The 17735-nt window shown below is 66.7% G+C and carries 14 protein-coding genes and 1 tRNA gene; 10 read left to right on the top strand and 5 right to left on the bottom strand.

The window, feature by feature from the left end; all coding sequences use genetic code 11:
• On the top strand, positions 1-1120 hold a 1120-nt coding region (locus tag V7Q81_RS08575), incomplete at its 5' end, for a helicase C-terminal domain-containing protein (RefSeq protein WP_333842076.1).
• On the opposite strand, the gene V7Q81_RS08570 is transcribed toward V7Q81_RS08575, so the two are convergent.
• From V7Q81_RS08570 to V7Q81_RS08550, 5 genes are all read right to left on the bottom strand, one after another.
• The gene (locus V7Q81_RS08570) at positions 1112-1321 is read right to left on the bottom strand and encodes a helix-turn-helix transcriptional regulator (protein WP_333842072.1); all 210 of its coding nucleotides are present in this window, start codon (positions 1319-1321) and stop codon (positions 1112-1114) included. The genes V7Q81_RS08575 and V7Q81_RS08570 overlap by 9 nt on opposite strands.
• Before the next feature lie 36 nt (positions 1322-1357).
• A complete protein-coding gene (locus V7Q81_RS08565; protein WP_442954795.1) occupies positions 1358-2617 on the bottom strand; it encodes a tyrosine-type recombinase/integrase in 1260 nt (419 codons plus the stop codon).
• Positions 2618-2821: 204 nt separating this feature from the next.
• A tRNA-Ser gene (locus tag V7Q81_RS08560) sits at positions 2822-2909 on the bottom strand.
• Between the two features lie 74 nt (positions 2910-2983).
• The gene (locus V7Q81_RS08555) at positions 2984-5482 is read right to left on the bottom strand and encodes an ABC transporter permease (RefSeq protein WP_333842064.1); all 2499 of its coding nucleotides are present in this window, start codon (positions 5480-5482) and stop codon (positions 2984-2986) included.
• A complete protein-coding gene (locus V7Q81_RS08550; protein WP_333842061.1) occupies positions 5479-6174 on the bottom strand; it encodes an ABC transporter ATP-binding protein in 696 nt (231 codons plus the stop codon). The genes V7Q81_RS08555 and V7Q81_RS08550 overlap by 4 nt, the downstream gene beginning before the upstream one ends.
• Here V7Q81_RS08550 and V7Q81_RS08545 point away from each other — a divergent pair.
• From V7Q81_RS08545 to V7Q81_RS08505, 9 genes are all read left to right on the top strand, one after another.
• Positions 6173-6826 carry an arylesterase gene (locus V7Q81_RS08545; RefSeq protein ID WP_333842059.1) on the top strand — a complete coding sequence of 218 codons (654 nt, stop codon included), beginning with the start codon at positions 6173-6175 and terminating at the stop codon, positions 6824-6826. The genes V7Q81_RS08550 and V7Q81_RS08545 overlap by 2 nt on opposite strands.
• A 79-nt stretch (positions 6827-6905) precedes the next feature.
• On the top strand, positions 6906-9041 hold the full coding sequence (locus tag V7Q81_RS08540; protein WP_333842057.1) for an FAD-dependent oxidoreductase: 2136 nt from the start codon (positions 6906-6908) through the stop codon (positions 9039-9041).
• A 38-nt stretch (positions 9042-9079) separates the two neighbouring features.
• A complete protein-coding gene (arsS, locus tag V7Q81_RS08535; protein ID WP_333842054.1) occupies positions 9080-10048 on the top strand; it encodes an arsenosugar biosynthesis radical SAM (seleno)protein ArsS in 969 nt (322 codons plus the stop codon).
• Positions 10049-10105: 57 nt separating this feature from the next.
• The gene (locus V7Q81_RS08530; protein ID WP_333842052.1) at positions 10106-11425 is read left to right on the top strand and encodes a serine/threonine-protein kinase; all 1320 of its coding nucleotides are present in this window, start codon (positions 10106-10108) and stop codon (positions 11423-11425) included.
• 526 nt (positions 11426-11951) lie between these two features.
• Complete coding sequence (locus V7Q81_RS08525) at positions 11952-12392, top strand: response regulator (RefSeq protein ID WP_333842049.1); 441 nt, start codon at positions 11952-11954, stop codon at positions 12390-12392.
• Positions 12364-12729 carry a response regulator gene (locus V7Q81_RS08520; protein ID WP_333842047.1) on the top strand — a complete coding sequence of 122 codons (366 nt, stop codon included), beginning with the start codon at positions 12364-12366 and terminating at the stop codon, positions 12727-12729. The genes V7Q81_RS08525 and V7Q81_RS08520 overlap by 29 nt, the downstream gene beginning before the upstream one ends.
• 26 nt (positions 12730-12755) lie before the next feature.
• A complete protein-coding gene (locus tag V7Q81_RS08515) occupies positions 12756-13295 on the top strand; it encodes a chemotaxis protein CheW (RefSeq protein ID WP_333842044.1) in 540 nt (179 codons plus the stop codon).
• 30 nt (positions 13296-13325) lie between these two features.
• A complete protein-coding gene (locus V7Q81_RS08510; protein WP_333842042.1) occupies positions 13326-15506 on the top strand; it encodes a methyl-accepting chemotaxis protein in 2181 nt (726 codons plus the stop codon).
• Positions 15507-15515: 9 nt separating this feature from the next.
• Positions 15516-17735 (top strand): Hpt domain-containing protein (locus tag V7Q81_RS08505; RefSeq protein ID WP_333842040.1); only part of this gene is annotated, 2220 nt, incomplete at its 3' end.

Below are 17735 nucleotides of genomic sequence, written 5' to 3'. Positions count from 1 at the left end.
CTTCGAGGAGGCCGCCCCCGGCGGGATGCTGCGCTTCCCCTTCGGGCGCCTGCCCCGGCAGATCGCCTCGCTCTCGGGCGCGCTGCTCGCGCCCCTTTCGCGGCTCGCGGAGGCTCTCTCGGAGGCGCTTTCCGCGGCGCGGGAGAAGGAGGATGCGCTCTTCGCCGCGCCCGAGCGGATCGTCTTCCTCGGCGCGGCCGCCCAGGCGGTCGAGCGGGAGCTGGAAGCCTGGCGGTCGTTCTTCGATGGCGAGGACATCGCCAAGTGGATCGAGCGCGAGGGCCGCCATTGGCGCGTCCACGTCTCGCCCTTCTGCGCCTCGGGCCTGCTGGAGGAGCTGCTCTGGAAGCGCGCCCGCGGGGCGCTCGTCACCTCGGCCACCCTCTCCTCCTGCGGGAGCTTTGGCCACACCCTGGCCGAGCTGGGCCTCGCGGGGCGCGATGACGTCGAGTGCGCCAGGCTGCCGAGCCCCTTCGACTGGTCCCGGGCCCGGATCGTCGTGCCCGAGGACGCGCCCGATCCGGGGCTCGAGGAGCCCCACACGCGGGCGGCGGCGCAAGCCGTCGAGGCGGCGCTGAGGGAGAACCGCGGCGGGGTGCTCGCCCTGTTCTGCTCCGGGCGGCAGCTTGAGCGCGTGCGCGCCCTGATTGATCCGGCCCTCGCTCCCGCCGTCCTCGCCCAGGGCGAGGCGGGCGCGGCGGAGCTCATGCGCCGGCACCGCGAGCGGATCGACGCGGGCGAGCCCTCGGCGATCCTGGGGCTCGCCTCCTTCTTCGAGGGGGTGGACCTGCCCGGGCGCTATCTCACCCTGGTCATCCTCGCGAAGATCCCCTTTCCGGCGCCTGACGAGCCCCTGGTGGCCGCGGCGGCCGAGAGCCTCGAGAAGCAGGGCTTGAACCCTTTCGCGCGGCTGCATCTTCCGATCGCCGGCCGCCGCATGGCCCAGGCGGCGGGGCGCCTCATGCGGCGCGAGGACGACTGGGGGGAGATCCGCATCCTCGACCGCAGGCTCGTGGAGCGCGGCTACGGCAGGCTCCTCGCCGCCTCGCTCCCTGCGCCCTTGGTCAAGGGCGTCCCGGCCCGTTCCGGCGGAATGCGCCGGCCGGGGATTTCAAGATAGCCGGGTATCCGCCGCCGCCTTCCTTTCCCGCACCCAGGCCGACAGATCGCCCAGACGCCACCCGGCGACCCGGGGCCCCAGGGAAAGGCGCCGGGGGAAACCCGGAAGCCTCTTCTCCCACGCATACAGGGTCGCGCGGGAGATCCCGAGGAACGCCGCCGCGTCGTTGGGGCGCAGGATCATGTCGTCTCTCTCAGCCATCGGACACCTCCGTCATCTGCGTTGCGCTTCGTCCATCTAAGCACAACGCAAGCCACGCCGGGCGCGCGAAAGACGCTCGATCCGGCGAGCTTTCCGGCGGGTTGCGCCCGGGCGGGCGCCGAGCAGGTAATCCGCCCACGCCTGCATCAGGCTGCGGCGCTTGGCGAACAGGTCGCCGCGCCGGTAGGCGGCTTCGGTCTTGTCGGCGATGGCGTGGGCGAGGGCCATTTCGACCACTTCGCGGGCGAAGGGCGTGGTCTCGGCCGCCCAGTCGCGGAAGCTGCTGCGAAAGCCATGCGGAACGTAGGGGCCGCGCGCGCCGCCCGGCCCGAAGCCCATGTCGCGCATCCTCTTGAGGAGCGCCATGTTGGAGAGCGGGCGTCCGCGCCTCGAGCCGGGGAAAACGTAGGGGGAGCCTCCGAGGCTGGGCAAGCGTTTGAGCAGGGCCGCGGCCTGATCCGAAAGGGGGACGCGGTGCTCGCGCTTGGCCTTCATCCGCTCGGCCGGGATCGTCCAGACGCGCCCCTCGAGGTCGATCTCCTCCCAGCGGGCCGCAAGCGCCTCGCCCGTGCGCACTGCGCTCAGGATCACCAGCTCCAGCGCCCGCGCGGCCAGTCCCGGGAGGGTGCGCAGCTCGGCCATGAAGGCGGGCGCCTCGGCAAAGGGCATGGCGGGATGGTGGCGCACCCGCTTGACCTTCGACGGCTTCGGCAGCAGCTTGTCGAGATGCCCCCGCCAGCGGGCGGGATTGGCCGCATCGCGCCAGCCGTGGGCGGCGGCGTAGTCGAGGATGCTCTCGATCCGGCTCTGCACGCGCTTGGCGGTCTCGGGCTTCTCGCGCCAGATCGGGCGCAGAACGTCCAGCACGTGCGGCGTCGCGATCTGATCGATCCGCACCCGGCCCATCACAGGGCGGGCATAGGTCTTGAGGGTCGAGACCCACTGCCGGGCGTGCTTGCGGTTCTTCCAGACGCGGCGGTGCTCGCGAATGTAGCGCGCCGCCGCCGCCGTGAAGCCGGGCGGGGCCGCGGAGCGCTCTCTCTCGTGGCAGCGCTCCAGGGGGTCAACACCCGAGGCGAGCAGTCCGCGCATGGCGGCGGCCGCCTGCCGCGCCTCGGCCAGCCCGACCACGGGATAGCTTCCCAGCCCCATCTCCCGGCGCCGGCCGCCGAAGCGGTAGCGGAACACCCAGCGCCTCGCCCCCGAGCGCGACACCACGAGGCGCAGGCCATCGCCGTCCTCGTGCTTGCCGGGCGGGGCGGTTTCCACGCGCCGGACGGTGAGACGGCCGGGCAGGCGCCGGGCGCTCGCCGCAGGCTCCGCCACCGCCAGGCAGCGGCGCGATCCAAGCCGCGGACGCACGATCTATCCCCCCTTTTATCCCCCCAGTCGACACAGATTGCGTTGGACGCGTTTTGACGATCCTAAACCATGAATTGCACGAAAACAACCGCTTGCGTTTCGTTGCTGGACGTTCGTAAGCTGTATAAGAGTGTGTCATGGCGGAAGGGGTGGGATTCGAACCCACGGATGGTTGCCCATCGCTGGTTTTCAAGACCAGTGCATTCAACCCCTCTGCCACCCTTCCGCGGGGCCGTCGCCAGACCGGCACGAGAGTTTACCCGCTGCGCCTTTTCCCGTCCAAGCGCCCGAAAAGCCCACTTAAGCCGTGGCGTTCAAAACCTGGAGGGGTGGCTGCGTGGCAACCCGGCGCGTCCCTAGCCATCCGGCCAGCGCCACGCCCACAGTGCCCGCCAAGATGCCCATGATCCAAAGGACTTCGTTCACCTGAAAAGGGATGTTTAGCACTCGAGTGGATACGGCCCAACCCACGGCAGTGGCGCCTGCCGCCGCCACCGAGCCCGCCACCAGGCCGATCAGCGCGAACTCCACCAAGTGGATCGCCCGCAACTGGGCTGACTGGGCGCCGAGGGTGCGCAGGAGGGCTGCCTCCGCGAGCCGCTCGTCCCGCGTCGCCTCGAGGGCGGCGTAGAGCACCAGCACGCCTGCGGCCAGGGTAAAGAGAAAAACGAACTCGACGGCCCGAATCACCTGATCCATGAGGGCCTGCACCTGGGCGAGGACCGCTGCCACGTCGATGACCAGCAAGTTGGGCAAGCGCTTGACCAGGGCATCCATCACTTCGCTGCGGCCTTGGGGTAGATGAAAGCTCGCCACGTCGCTCGTCGGGTAACCGTCCAGGACGCCCGGCGGCGTCACCACGAAGAAATTGACCCGGAAGGAATCCCACTCCACGCTGCGCAAGCTCGTGACGGGGCCGCTCAAGGTAGCCCCGGCGATGTCGTAAGTGAGCGTATCCCCCAACCGGATGCCCAGGGTCCGGGCAATCCCTTGCTCGACGGAAAAAGCCGCGCGCCCTCGGTCTGCGGGAGTCCACCAGCGACCCGCCACGATGCGGTTATCCGTCTGGGGCGTCTGCGCCCAGGACAGGTTGAATTCCCGGTCGATGAGGCGCTTGGCCCGCTCGTCGGCGTAATCGGCCGAGGAGACCGGCCGGCCGTTGATCGCCACGAGTCGCGCCCGCACCATGGGATAGGTCTTGGGCGGCGGGAGGCCTCGTTCTTCAAAAAAACGCGCCAAAGCTTGCCGCTGGTCTGGCTGGATGTTCACCAGAAATCGGTTCGGCGCATCCGGGGGCAAGCTGGATCGCCAGCTCTGGAGGAGATCGTCCCGCACCAAGGTGAGCAGCAGCATGGCCATCAACCCCAACGCCATTGCAGCGGCCTGGAGGGCCGTGGAAGCCGGCCGCCGCCGGAGATTGGCAAGTCCCATCCGCCAGGCGCCTGTGCCGCTTCCGCTCAGGGCGCCAAGGCCCCGAACCAGGAGCCAGGACAGGGCGCCGGCCGCGAGGAGCCCGGTGGCCGTGCCCAGGAGCACGATGCGTCCCAGCTGCCAGTCCCCCGCTTGCCAGAGGATGAGGGAAGCCATCGCTGCGATGCCAAGGGCATAACCCAGAACCCCGGCACGCCCGGGCATCCCCAACTCTCGACGTAGCACCCGCAGCGTCGGCACTCGGGCGAGCGCCGCAAGGGGCGGCATGGCGAAGCCGAGGAGCAGCACGAAACCGGCGGCGTAGCCTTCGAAAAGCGGTGCCAGCCCCGCGGGCGGCAGCTCGGCTCCAATCACGGGAGCGAGCAGCATGAGAAGCGCACCCTGGCCCGTCCAGCCGAGGAGCGCTCCCGCCGCTCCCGCAGTCGCTCCCAGAAGCAGGAATTCTCCGCCGTAGACCCTCAGGATGGACCCCTGGCTTGCTCCCAGGCAGCGCATCATGGCGCAGGCGTCAAAATGCCGCTGCAGATAGTGGCGGGCGGCGAGGGCGACCGCCACCGCCGCCAAGAGCACGGCGGCCAGGGAGGATAAGGCGAGGAAGCGCTCCGCCCGCTCCAGCCCCGATCGGATCTCGGGCCGAGCATCCCGGATGCTGTCCACCTTCTGGCCGGGCCCGAGCAGACGGGTAGCGAAACGATGAAACCCCTCCACCGCGGACGGAGCGCCCGCCACCAACAAGGAATAGCGAATGCGACTACCTGGCTGGATGAGCCCCGTGCTCGGTAGGTCTTCCAGATTGAGGATCACCCGGGCCCCCAGGTTGAAGAAACCTGCGACGCTCTCGGGCTCCTGATCGATCACGCCTCCGATGGTGAAAGAGCGTTCCCCGAGCCCGAGCCGGTCCCCCACCGCAACGCCCAGGCGGGAGAGCACCCGCGGATCCACCCACACGCTCCCGGGTGTCGGCGCGCTGCGCGACGCCGGAGGTTTGCCCACCGCGTCCGCCACCCGTAGCTCCCCCCGCAAGGGATAACCCCGCTCCACGGCCCGCACATCCACGAGGAGGCTGCCCTCGCCCGCAAAGGCCATGCTGGGAAACTTGATGAGCGCTACGGTGGCGAGCCCCAAGGCCTGGGCTTCTTGCCGGAAGCGTTCGGGAAGGGGCCGGTCGCCAGTCACCACCAGGTCGGCCCCCAACAGGCGGTTGGCCTGGGTTACCAGGGCAGCGCGAACGCGGTCGTTGAAAAACCCCACCGTGGTCACGGCAGCCACCCCAATCGCCAGGGCGAGCGCCAGCACCTGCAATTCTCCTGCCCGCAGGTCGCGCACCAGGAAGCGGAAGGCGAGGACGAGCTCTTGCCCGAGCGTCATGGGCGGCCCTCTCCGTTCAGGAGCCGCCCCGCGTGGAGGCGCAACTGGCGATGGCAGCGCTGCGAAACCGCAGGATCATGGGTGACCAGGACCAGGGTGGTACCCCGCTCCCGGTTCAGATCGAACATGAGGGCGATGATCTCCTCGCCAGTCGTCGGATCCAGATTGCCCGTCGGCTCGTCGGCAAGGAGCAGTCGAGGCGCGATGGCGAAGGCGCGGGCCAAGGCCACCCGCTGCTGCTCGCCTCCCGAAAGCTGCCGCGGGTAGTGGTGGAGGCGCTCCCCCAGCCCCACCCGTTCGAGCAGCGCCAACGCCGCCCGGCGCGCTTGCCGCCTTCCCGCCAGCTCCAGGGGCAGCATGACGTTCTCCAGCGCCGTCATGGCGGGCAGGAGCTGGAACGACTGGAATACAAAGCCGATGGCGTCGCGCCGCAGCCGAGCCCGCGCATCTTCGTCCAGAGAAAACAGATCAAGCCCGTCCAGGTACACCCGGCCCTCGGTGGGAACGTCCAACCCCGCCAACAGTCCCAGTAGCGTGGTCTTTCCGGAGCCCGATGCGCCTACCACCGCGACAGCCTCCCCCGGCTCGACCGTAAAGCTCACATCGCGCAAAATGGCGAGCGTGCGACCACCCACCTTTACCCGCTTGCCTAAGCCGCAGGCACGCAGCACTGCCTTGTCGTTCTGATTCATGTTGAAGAAACTGATCTTGCTGGTCTGGCTGGCGGCCTCCCCCGCCGCGCTCGCCGCACCGGTCATCGTCGTGCTCGGCGATAGTCTTTCCTCGGGCTACGGTCTTCCCGCGGGAAGCGGCTGGGTCGCGCTGCTCGAAGCGCGGCTGCGCGCCCAGGGTTATCCCCACCAGGTGGTCAACGCCAGCGTGAGCGGAGAGACCACCTTGGGCGGTCGCAACCGCGTCACGGGACTCCTGGAGCGTCACCGCCCCGACGTCCTCATCGTGGCGCTGGGTGGAAACGATGGCCTGCGCGGGCTCGCCCCAGAAACGACCCGGGCCAACCTGGCGGCCATCATCGAAGCGGCGCAGGCCCGGGGATCACGTGTCCTCCTCGCCGGCATACGCTTGCCACCCAACTACGGCAGGCCCTACATCGAAAAGTTCCAGGCCCTCTTCCCCGAGCTCGCCCGGCGCTACGGGGTGTCCCTGGTGCCCTTCCTGCTGGAGGGTTTCGGGGAGCGGCTCGAGTTCTTCCAGGCCGATGGGATTCATCCCAGCGCCTCCGCTCAAACGCTCATGCTGGACAACGTGTGGCCGGCCCTCCAACCCCTGCTCGGCGCCCATCCCGGGCCCCGTCGCACCAGCCGCGAGGGCATGGAGGAATCCTAGCGCATGCAGGGACCCCGCCGGCAGGGCTTGATACCGCCGGGAGGTTCGGCCCGGGGCGACCCCCTTCGAGGAAACCGCCATGACCAAGGTGCGTTTGATCGCGCTGCTCGCCCTCGCGGTCCTGGTCGCGAGCTTTTTCGCCTTCGACCTGGATCGTTATCTCGCGCTAGAGCATTTCCAGACCCAGCAAGCGGCCCTCGTGGCCTTCCACCACGCCCACCCCTTCGCGAGCGCCCTGGGGTTTTTTGCGCTCTACGTGGCGCTCGCGGGTCTGTCCCTTCCCGGTGCGGCCCTCATGAGCGTGGTGGCCGGGGCCATTTTCGGGCTGGTATGGGGCAGCGTGATCGTATCCTTCGCCTCCAGCATCGGAGCTACGCTCGCCTTCCTCGCCAGCCGCCTCCTCTTGCGCGAGGCCATCCAGAGCCGTTTCCGGGAGAAGCTGCGAGCGATCAATGCGGGAATCCAGCGGGAGGGTGCATTCTACCTCTTCGCCTTGCGGCTGGTGCCGGTGTTTCCGTTCTTCGTGATCAACCTGGCGATGGGGCTGACCCCCATGAGGACCTGGACCTTCTATTGGGTGAGCCAGGTGGGCATGTTCCCGGCAACGATCGTGTACGTGAATGCCGGCACCCAGCTCGTCCGCCTGGAGAGTCTGTCGGGCATCCTCTCTCCCGCCCTGCTCGCCTCCTTTGCCCTGCTGGGGATTTTCCCCCTGCTTGCGAAGAAACTTGTGGAGCGGGTACGCGCCCGGCGGGTCTACGCCCGCTGGCCCCGGCCCGCGAGGTTCGATCGCAACCTGGTGGTGATCGGGGCCGGCTCCGCGGGGCTGGTGGCCGCCTACATTGCCGCCACGCTCCGCGCCAAGGTGACCCTTGTCGAGAAAGACCGCATGGGGGGCGATTGCCTCAACACCGGCTGCGTGCCGTCCAAGGCGCTGCTGCGCAGCGCCAAGCTCCTCGCCCAGGCAAAGCGCGCCGCAGAATTCGGGCTGCGTTCCGTTCGGGTGGATTTCGATTTCGCCGAGGTGATGGAGCGGGTGCAGCGGGTGATCCGTACGGTTGCCCCCCACGATTCGGTGGAACGCTACACCCGTCTGGGCGTCGAAGTGATTCAAGGCGAAGCCCGAATCACTTCCCCCTTCACGGTGGAGGTGAACGGGCGCACCCTCACCACCCGCAGCATCGTGATCGCCGCCGGCGCCCGCCCCCTGGTCCCCCCGATCCCGGGGATCGAGGCCACGGGCTATCTCACTTCGGACACGGTGTGGGCCCTGCGGCGGCTGCCGCGTCGGCTGCTGGTGCTAGGGGGCGGGCCCCTGGGCTGCGAGCTCGCCCAGGCTTTTGCCCGGCTTGGCTCCCGGGTGACGCAGGTGGAAATGCTGCCCCGGCTCCTGAGCCGGGAAGATCCGGAAATCTCCGCAATGGTGCTAGCGCGTTTTCGCGCGGAAGGCATCGACGTGCGCGTCGGGCACAGGGCCCGGCGTTTTCTGACGGAAAACGGCGAAAAAATCCTCATCGCGGAGCAAGCCGGAGTCGAGGTGCGCCTGCCCTTCGACGATCTGCTGGTGGCGGTGGGGCGCCTTCCCAACACCACGGGCTACGGGCTCGAGGAGCTGGGCATCCCGGTCAACGAAAGCCACGCCATCGAGGCCAACGAGTTCCTGCAAACGATCTACCCCAACATCTATGTGTGCGGCGACGTGGCCGGGCCGTTCCAGTTCACCCACGCCGCCGCCCACCAGGCCTGGTACGCGACGGTGAATGCCCTGTTCGGGCAGCTCCGCAAGTTTCGCGCCGATTACTCCGTGATCCCCTGGGCTACCTTCACCGATCCGGAAGTCGCCCGGGTGGGACTCAACGAGCAGCAGGCCAAGGAACGGGGCATCGCTTACGAGGTGACCACCTACAGGTTGGACGAGCTGGACCGTGCCATTGCCGACGAAGCCGCCCACGGGCTGGTCAAGGTGCTGACGGTGCCAGGCAAGGACAAGATCCTCGGGGTCACCCTGGTGGCAGAGCACGCGGGCGACTTGATCGCCGAATATGTGCTCGCCATGAAGCACGGCATCGGGCTTAACAAAATCCTGGGCACGATCCACATCTACCCGACGCTTGCCGAGGCCAACAAGTACGCGGCGGGGGCATGGAAGAGCGCCCACGCCCCTCGCAAGCTCCTCAAATGGATGGGCCGCTATCATCACTGGCGGCTCGCTTGATGCGCTTACAATAACGCCCCCAAGATCACGAAGACGCCATGCACGCCACCCTCGCTTTGCTTCAACCCTCGAGCTTTCCTGGCATCCAGCGCCGAAAGCTGGAAGTGCTCCAGGTCAACCTGGGGTACAAGTGCAATCAGGCCTGCATCCACTGTCACGTTAATGCCGGCCCCACCCGGAGCGAGATGATGGACGCAGAGACGGCGGATCAGGTGCTTGCCTTTCTGGCTGCCTCCCGCGTAGCCCGCCTGGACTTGACCGGTGGGGCTCCGGAGCTCAATCCCCAGTTCCGGCGCCTGGTGCGGGAGGCCCGGATCCTGGGGGTGGAGGTGGCGGACCGGTGCAACCTGACCGTGCTGGAGCAGCCCGGGCAGGAGGATCTGGCTGAGTTTCTTGCCGAGCACCGGGTCGAGGTGATTGCCTCTCTACCCTGCTACTTGGAGGAAAACGTGGACCGTCAGCGGGGCAAAGGGGTGTTCGAGGCCAGCATCCGGGTTTTGCAGCGCTTGAACGCCTTGGGCTACGGCATGCCCGGCTCACCCCTCGTCCTCAACCTGGTCTATAACCCGCAGGGCCCCCAGCTTCCACCCCTGCAGGAAGCGCTGGAACGGGCCTATCGGGAGCATCTGGGAGAGCGCTTCGGCATCCGGTTCAACCGCCTGTTCGTCCTCGCCAACATGCCGATCCAGCGCTTCGGCTCCCTATTGGTGTCCAAGGGGCAGTTCGCCCAGTACATGGCGCTGCTACGCCGCGCCCACCGCGACGCCAACCTGGAACACGTCATGTGCCGCTCTCTCCTGAGCGTGGATTGGCGAGGCTTCGTCTACGACTGCGACTTCAACCAGATGCTGGGCCTGGGCCTCAAGCTGAATGGCCACGGGCGCGTCCATCTGAAGGACCTCCTGAGCCGCGACCTGCAGGGCAATCCCATCGTGGTGGCCGACCACTGCTTCGGCTGCACCGCGGGGCAAGGATCGAGCTGCGGCGGGGCGCTGCAGGGCAGCTGAAAGGCGGATCTGCCCTTCGAGACGCACGCTGCCTCATGCTATGATCGGCGGCGGTCCATGACAGCTCAGGCCATGCCTTCTTCGGACAATCCTTCCCCGCCCCTCCCCGAATACGTCGGCAAGTACAAAGTCATTCGTGAACTGGGACGCGGCTCCACCTGCCGCGTGTACTTGGCCCAAGACCCCTTTACCGACAGGGAAGTAGCGGTCAAGGTCATCTCCCCCCAGCTCCAGAAGGGCGCCCGGGAAAGCAAGCGCTTCATGCGGGCCTTCATGAGCGAGGCCACCCTGGCAGGCCGCCTCAAGCACCCCCACATCGCTGCCATTTACGACGCCGCCATGGAGGAGGACTTCGGCTATCTGGTGATGGAATACGTCCCAGGAGGCACGCTGCAGCAATTCTGCGATCCCGCGAGACTCCTACCCTTGGACCGGGTGGTGGAAATCATCTTCAAGTGCTGCCGAGCCCTGGACTACGCCATGCGCCAGGGAGTCATCCACCGGGACGTGAAGCCGGGCAACATCCTGGTCACCCAGGGCACGGAGATCAAGATCACCGACTTTGGGACGGCGCTTCTCCAGATCGCCGACCACACCCAGCTGACCGGCGTGGGCTCCCCCGCCTATATGTCGCCCGAGCAGATCCGGGAACAGGAGCTCACCCACCAGACGGACATCTATTCCCTGGGCGTCGTGATGTACCGGCTCTTGACCGGAAGGCTGCCCTACGATTCCCGGGAGACCGAAAAGCTCATGGAGGAAATCTTGCATGGGGTGCCCTTGCCTCCCAGCGCCCACCGGCCGGGTCTCCCCCCCGCTCTCGACCGCATCGTGCTGCGGGCGATGGGCAAGGAGCTCCACGAACGCTACCCCACCTGGCTCGAGTTTGCCCGGGACCTGGCCGCCGTATTCGGCCAGCTCCAAGCGCCGGGACAGCCCGCCGCGGACACGGAAAAGTTCAGTGCCCTCAGACGCTTGCCTTTTTTCGAGCGGTTCGAGGACTCCCAGATCTGGGAGGTGCTGGGGATGGCTGCCTGGCGCCGGGTCCCCGAAGACAGCGTCATCGTCCAGGAGGGTACGGTGGGGGAATCCTGCTTCATCCTGGTGGAAGGCACGGCCCAGGTCTCCCGTAACGGCATCCCCCTGGAACAGCTCGCGCCCGGGGACTGCTTCGGCCTCATGCTCTACTTCGAGGAAAGCTCCCGGGCGCGAACCACCTCCATCACTGCCCTCACCGAGTGCTCCCTGATAGAACTCCCCGCCGCCGCTCTCAATCGGTCGTCGGACGCTTGCCAGGCCCAGTTCAACAAGGCGTTCTTGCGCCTGCTGGTCAACCGCCTGGAGCGGCGGCATGCAACTGCCGCACCCCCGGCCTAAGCGCTAGCGTGCCCCGGGCTCAATTCTTTTAACCCTCCAGTAGCCGCCCTCTTTTTCCCGTCAGACCATGCCTGCCGCATAGGCATCCCCTGGGCTGGCCAGTCGCTTCCCCGTGCCCATGGCCATGCCGCTCGTCCACGAAAACGCGCCATCCGTCGGCCGCGACTGGCTTTTCCAGAGACAGCTTTGCCACAATCTGAGCGCATTTTCCGGCTTCAGCTCGGGAGGAGACGGTCCGCAAGGGCGGGCTCTCTCCCCATGGGGGTGGAATACGATCCGTACAACAAACCAGGACCCCCCATGAATATCGGTCCCAAGGCCTGGGAGCGAAGCCCGGCACCTTCGCATGGGGGGAATCAGGTATGGGCAGAGGGATCTGGAGGAAGCATCTCGCCCGGATGGATGACCGGGCGCAATCGCCTGCGAGCATCTTCCGCACCCTCGAGACCGGTTCATCCTTGGCCGCCTCACTCGCGTCCCGCCCAGGAACCACGTTCTGGTCAGAACCCTCCCCGAGGACCGCTCCATGAGCCCCTCCGCCAGCCTGAATGGCCTCAAGGTGATGGTGATTGACGACAGCAACACCATCCGCCGCAGCGCCGAGCTCTTTCTCAGCCAGGCCGGGTGCCGGGTGATCGTCGCGGAAGACGGTTTCTCTGCGCTCAGCAAAATCGCCGAGCATCATCCCGACATCATCTTCATCGACATCATGATGCCCCGGCTCGACGGCTACCAAGCCTGCGCCCTGATCAAGCGCAATCCCAGGTTCCGGTCCACCCCCGTCATCATGCTCTCCAGTAAGGACGGCGTGTTCGACCGCGCCCGGGGCCGCATGGTCGGTTCCGACGAATACCTGACCAAACCATTCACCCGCGAGGACCTGGTCAATGCGGTCCAGGCTCATGCGCGCAAGCTCGACGCAATGAAGGAGTTATCCCATGGCGATCAAAAAAGTTCTTGTGGTTGAGGATTCGGCGACCGACCGCCAGGCCCTGTCGGAAGTGCTCAAAAAGAACGGTTTCGAGGTGTACACGGCGGAAAGCGGTGAAGAGGCGGTCGCCAAGGCCGGCCAGCTCAAGCCCGACCTGATCCTGATGGATGTGGTCATGCCTGGCACAAACGGATTTCAGGCGACCCGCATCATCTCGCGCAACGACGACACCAGGCACATTCCCGTGATCATCGTGAGTAGCAAGGGACAGGAGACGGACAAGATCTGGGGCCTGCGCCAGGGAGCACGGGACTACATCGTGAAACCCGTCCAGGAGGCTGACCTCCTGCAGAAAATTTCAGCCCTTGGCTGAAGCCATCGCATCCCGCGCAGGCGCCAATGAGAACCCAGCCTACAAGCCTGAGGGAATACCAGGAACGACTGTTGGCTCGCCTCCGCGACTCCGCAGCCAGCGGGTCTGCGACGTCGTACCTGGGCATGATGGTGGCCGGGGAACGCTGGGTGGTGCAGCTCACCGACGTGAGCGAGGTCGTTCCGCTGCCGCCCCTTTACCCGATTCCCCTGACGCGGGAGTGGCTTCTCGGCGTGGTCAACGTGCGCGGCACCCTGTATACCGTCATCGACCTAGCGGCTTTCGCCGGCCACGGAGCAACAGCCCTCGGCGCTGAGGCACGGCTCGTGTTGATCCACCCCAAGTTCCGGGTCAACGCCGGTTTCGTGATCGCTCGCACCCTGGGACTACGCAACCCACAACCGCAAAGAGTCCCCTTCGAAATGCCCCTCCCATGGCTCGTGGCCGAGTATCACGACTCGGATGGGAGCCATTGGAAAGCGCTCGATATTCGCCGCCTAGTCGCCGACTCCCGTTTCCTGGATGTGGGCCGTTCCGAGTATGAGCAGCGGGGTGCTCAACCATAACGAAGGACGTTTTAACTGGGGAGACAGTCCATGGCATCGGTCGCATCAGATCTCAATATCCACCTGCCATCCAGCGGTGCTGAACCGGCCGCACCCGCCGAGCAAGCCGCAGCCAAGATCAGCGAGGACAAGCGCGGCTGGTCCGATCTGATTCACAGGCTGATCAGCCGGCCGGCAAGCGATTTACCCCAGGGCTTGCCGCTGCTCCGAGGCTTGAGCTTCCGGCGCCAGGTGCTGGTTCTGGGCACCCTGGTCCTTCTGTCCCTGGCACTCACCGTCGCTACCTTCGGCTACGTCATCTGGGAAGGACGCATCAACCGCGCCCAGACGGCGGTTTCGACCGAAATGCAGATGTGGTCTCAGCGCATGGCGATCCTCGCCGAGCAGGCCGCTCGCGGTAACCCCGATGCCTTCGGGCATTTGCGGCACGGCACCGCTACCTTTTCCCGCGGTTTGACCGTTCTGCAAGCGGGGGGCGAAGTCCACGGCACAACCGTCCCCGCAGCATCCGCAGAAGCGATCCCGTTGATCGCCGAAGTCTCCGCCCGCTGGAATCCGATTCACGAGGACATCAAGCTCATCCTGTCCCAGCAACAGGGACTGGTCACGCTCAAGGAAAGCGAGGAATTCATCCGCAAGGCAGGGGCCAAGCTGAAAAGCCTTTCCCAGCAACTCGGGGTGATTGCCATGGAGCGGGGCGAAGATCCCAGATCGGTGGTCAGGGCGCGGCAGCTCTACTACGACGTCACCAACTTCGATTTGCTGGACGCCAACAGCCAGATCTCCACCGACGATCCCCAGCCCCAGGTCGCTCTCAACCTCGTGCGCAACATCAAGGCGTTCGAAGAAATCATCCAGGGTCTGGCCGAAGGCAACGCCGAGCTAGGCATTGTGGCGCTGAAGGACCCCTTGTCGCAAAAAACAGCCAAGCCCCTGTACGAGCTGACCAAGGAGTTCCACGGCCATATCGCGAGCGTGGTCAACAATATGGACAAACTCGCCGGGGCGAAGGAAGCCTACCGTAGGGTCTCTGCCCGCAGCGAGGCCTTGCTCAGCTCTCTGGGGAAGCTCACCGAGGCCTACAAACAACAGGGCACTGGCTACGGGGCGACCGGGAGCGGACTGTTGTTCGCGCTGCTCACCCTGACTTTCCTCGGCTTGCTGGCAAAGGTCCACCTGGACGACGCCCGGCGGCGCGCCGTGGAGAACGAGCGGGCAAACAGCCGCAACGAGCAAGCGATTCTGCGCTTGCTGGACGACATGTCGCAGCTCGCCGAGGGCGATCTGACCCGTCACGCCCGGGTGACGGAAGACATGACTGGGGCCATCGCCGACGCCGTGAACTACGCCATCGACGAGCTGCGCGGCCTAGTCAATCAGATCAACCAGGCGGCGAACCAGCTCACCGAATCCACGCGCCAGGGACGGGCAGTCTCCAGCCAATTGCTGCAGGTGGCCGAGAAACAGGCCAAGGAGATCCAGGCCACCACCAACTCGGTGTTGCAGATGGCCTCCTCCATGGACTCGGTATCGGCCAACGCCCAGCAGTGCGCCCAGGTGGCCGAGCAATCGCTCGCCGCCTCGGAGAAGGGAGCCCAGGCGGTGCACGAGTCCATCGCCAGCATGGACGCGCTGCGCGAGCAGATTCAGGAAACCTCCAAGCGCATCAAGCGCCTGGGAGAAAGCTCGCAAGAGATCGGCGAGATCGTGCAGTTGATCGCCGGCATCACCGAGCAGACCAACGTCCTTGCGCTCAACGCCGCCATTCAAGCAGCCGCCGCCGGCGAGGCTGGCCGGGGCTTCACGGTAGTGGCGGAGGAAGTGCAGCGCCTCGCGGAGCGCTCTGCCGAGGCGACCAAGCAGATCGGCGCCATCGTGCGCACGATTCAGAGCGACACCCACGACGCCGTGGTGGCTATGGAGAAGAGCACCATGGGCGTAGTAGAAGGGGCGAAGCTCACGGACGCCGCCGGCCAGGCCCTTCAGGAAATCAACGAGGTGTCCAAGCGCCTGGCAGACCTGGTGGCCCAGATTACCCGCGCCACCGAGGATCAATTGCAAGCCGCCCAGGGGGTGGCCAAGAACATGCGGGAAATCCTCCACATCACCCAACAAACCACTAAGGGCACCAAGTGGACGGCCGAATCCATGGGCCAGATCTACGAGCTCGCCCAGAAGCTCAAGGTCTCCGTATCCGGCTTTAAGGTCTGACGACCCATTATGAGCGCAAACCTCTCCTTCCAAACCGGCCCGCTCGCCTGGGTGAAGCCGGAAATCGATGCCGCCCTGGAACGAGTGGGGACCTCCCTGGGGCGCTATTTTCCTTCACCGGAAGCCTCAGAGGAGCTAGCCACCGCCCGGGGCAGCCTGCGGGAGGCGATCGGCGCGCTCAGCATGATTGGTATGGAGGGGCTCGCCCGCTTCATGACTGAGGTGGACGGCGTGCTCGAAGACCTGGGTGCTCGGCGCGTCCCCCCGACCAGTGCGATCCAGATCCTCTTGGAACGGGCGCTGTCGACGATGACCCAGTATCTGGCCGACGTGGCCCGCGGGGAGCCGGATCAGCCCATGAGCCTGCTGCCCTCCCTGCGGGAGCTTGCCCGCTGCCGCGGCCGTGGGGTAGAGGACAAGGAGCTCTTCTACCCCGATCTGAGCCTGCTGCCCCCGCCCCTGCCGGGGGGAGAAGCCGCGTCTGGGCCAGCCCTCATCGCCACGGTCAAGCTGCAACGGGCCGTCTACCAGCGGGGAATGCTCCAATGGCTGCGGGGATCCGTCGAAGGACTGGAAATCATGGCCCAGGCGCTGCGGGAGATAGAGCGGGTCCAGCCCCAGCCCCACGATCGGCGCCTGTGGTGGCTTGCCGGCGGCCTGGTGGAGGCCTTGCTGCGAGAGGTCTTGCCTCCCAGCGATGAGCTGAAGAAGCTGTGCGCCCGCATCGACCGGCAAATGGCGGCCTTCGCCGCAAACAAGGAGGCGGCGCCCGAGACGCTGCTGCGGGACATCCTGTATTTCCTCGCCCGCTGCGAGCCGGCGACCGCCCGGCTGAAGGAGATTCAGCGCTTGTACCAACTGGAGCGCTACGCCGCCCCTTCCACCATCGCCGGATTGCTGGAACTGGACACGGCGCGGGTGGGGCCCCTGCTCCAACAGGCTCACGAGGCGCTCGCGGAGGCTAAGGCGGCCTGGGCGAGCTACAGTGCGGGCGCACAGGCCTCCCTCGCTGACTTCCGCACCTTCGCTGGCCGTTTCTGCGACCTGGCCGCCGATCTGGGCAACCACCCCTTGCGGGAGCTGGCGGAACTGATCAAGCGGGTTTCCACGGTGCTCAAGGCCCAGAGCCGGGAGCGGCAGGCGTTGATCGCCATGGAGATGGCCACCGCCCTGCTCGCTGCCGAGCACGCCTTGGAGCGTTTCACCTCCCTTACGCCTCAGATCGAGGCCAAGGTGGAAGCGATCACCGGGCGTTTGCTCAACGCGCTGTCTGGGCGCCCCAGCGAAGGCGCGGATGCGGCCTTGGCCGGGCTCGGGCAGCACAAGGACGAGGTGGAGCCCATCGCCCAGGTGGCACGGGAGATGCAGGCGGACCTCCAGCACGTGGAGCAAGTGTTGGACGGCTATTTCCGCGGCACCGGGAATGAGGCCCAGCTTGCCGCGCTGGAGCCGTTCCTGCGCCATGTGATCGGGGCACTGCGCATGCTGGGCCTGGAGTCGGCGGCGGGTTTGTTGGAGCACTGCACCGCGGTCGTGGCCATGCTGGCGGATCGCCGTCAAACACCCAGCCAGGACGAGGTCACGCTGCTCGCCGATGGCTTGAGTAGCCTGGGATTCTACGTGCATGCCCTCCCCCGCGAGGGGAGCGAGGAGCTGAAGATGGTGGAGGCGGTCCTGGCCCGGTTCCGCGCTCGGCCGGTTCCATCGACCTCGGCCGCCGCGAACCCCGCGGTTCTGCAACCCGCTGCGGCGCCTCCCGCCGCCACGGCCGAAAGCGCCGCCGAACTTGAGCGAGGAAGCGCCCACGGCTGTGCGCCTGTCCCGACCGAAGCCGAGGCGACCGCCAGCCCCTCGGCCGCCCCGCAAAATAACCCCAGCAGCCAAAGCGACTTGACCGACAGCGCGGCGGCCGGAGACCGGGAGATCGTGGACGTCTTCCTCGAAGAGGCACAGGAGATCCTCACGGCCATCGCCGAAAACTTGGCTGCCTGCCGAGCGCGGCCGCAAGATCGGGAGGCGCTCACGGCGCTGCGCCGAAGCTTCCACACCCTCAAGGGAAGCGGTCGGATGGCTGGGCTCGCCCATTTGGGCGAGGCAGCCTGGACCGTTGAGAACCTGATGAACCAATGGCTTGAGCGGGAGGGGGAAGCAGCCGACGCGCTGCTCGACTACCTGGCGGAAGCCCACGCCGCTTTCGACGGCTGGATCGCCGAGTTGGCCGGGGAGGGC

The organism is Pelomicrobium sp. (genome assembly GCF_036803785.1).
In the GTDB taxonomy this organism is placed as follows: Bacteria; Pseudomonadota; Gammaproteobacteria; order Burkholderiales; family UBA6910; genus Pelomicrobium.
This window is presented reverse-complemented; position numbering and strand designations above follow the sequence as displayed.

Bases quoted from the DNA above. Each gene is read 5' to 3' on its own strand.
- V7Q81_RS08570 (WP_333842072.1), bottom strand. From the start codon at position 1,321: ATGGCTGAGAGAGACGACATGATCCTGCGCCCCAACGACGCGGCGGCG.
- V7Q81_RS08555 (WP_333842064.1), bottom strand. From the start codon at position 5,482: ATGACGCTCGGGCAAGAGCTCGTCCTCGCCTTCCGCTTCCTGGTGCGC.
- V7Q81_RS08545 (WP_333842059.1), top strand. From the start codon at position 6,173: ATGTTGAAGAAACTGATCTTGCTGGTCTGGCTGGCGGCCTCCCCCGCC.
- V7Q81_RS08550 (WP_333842061.1), bottom strand. From the start codon at position 6,174: ATGAATCAGAACGACAAGGCAGTGCTGCGTGCCTGCGGCTTAGGCAAG.
- V7Q81_RS08540 (WP_333842057.1), top strand. From the start codon at position 6,906: ATGACCAAGGTGCGTTTGATCGCGCTGCTCGCCCTCGCGGTCCTGGTC.
- arsS (WP_333842054.1), top strand. From the start codon at position 9,080: ATGCACGCCACCCTCGCTTTGCTTCAACCCTCGAGCTTTCCTGGCATC.
- V7Q81_RS08530 (WP_333842052.1), top strand. From the start codon at position 10,106: ATGACAGCTCAGGCCATGCCTTCTTCGGACAATCCTTCCCCGCCCCTC.
- V7Q81_RS08525 (WP_333842049.1), top strand. From the start codon at position 11,952: ATGAGCCCCTCCGCCAGCCTGAATGGCCTCAAGGTGATGGTGATTGAC.
- V7Q81_RS08520 (WP_333842047.1), top strand. From the start codon at position 12,364: ATGGCGATCAAAAAAGTTCTTGTGGTTGAGGATTCGGCGACCGACCGC.
- V7Q81_RS08515 (WP_333842044.1), top strand. From the start codon at position 12,756: ATGAGAACCCAGCCTACAAGCCTGAGGGAATACCAGGAACGACTGTTG.
- V7Q81_RS08510 (WP_333842042.1), top strand. From the start codon at position 13,326: ATGGCATCGGTCGCATCAGATCTCAATATCCACCTGCCATCCAGCGGT.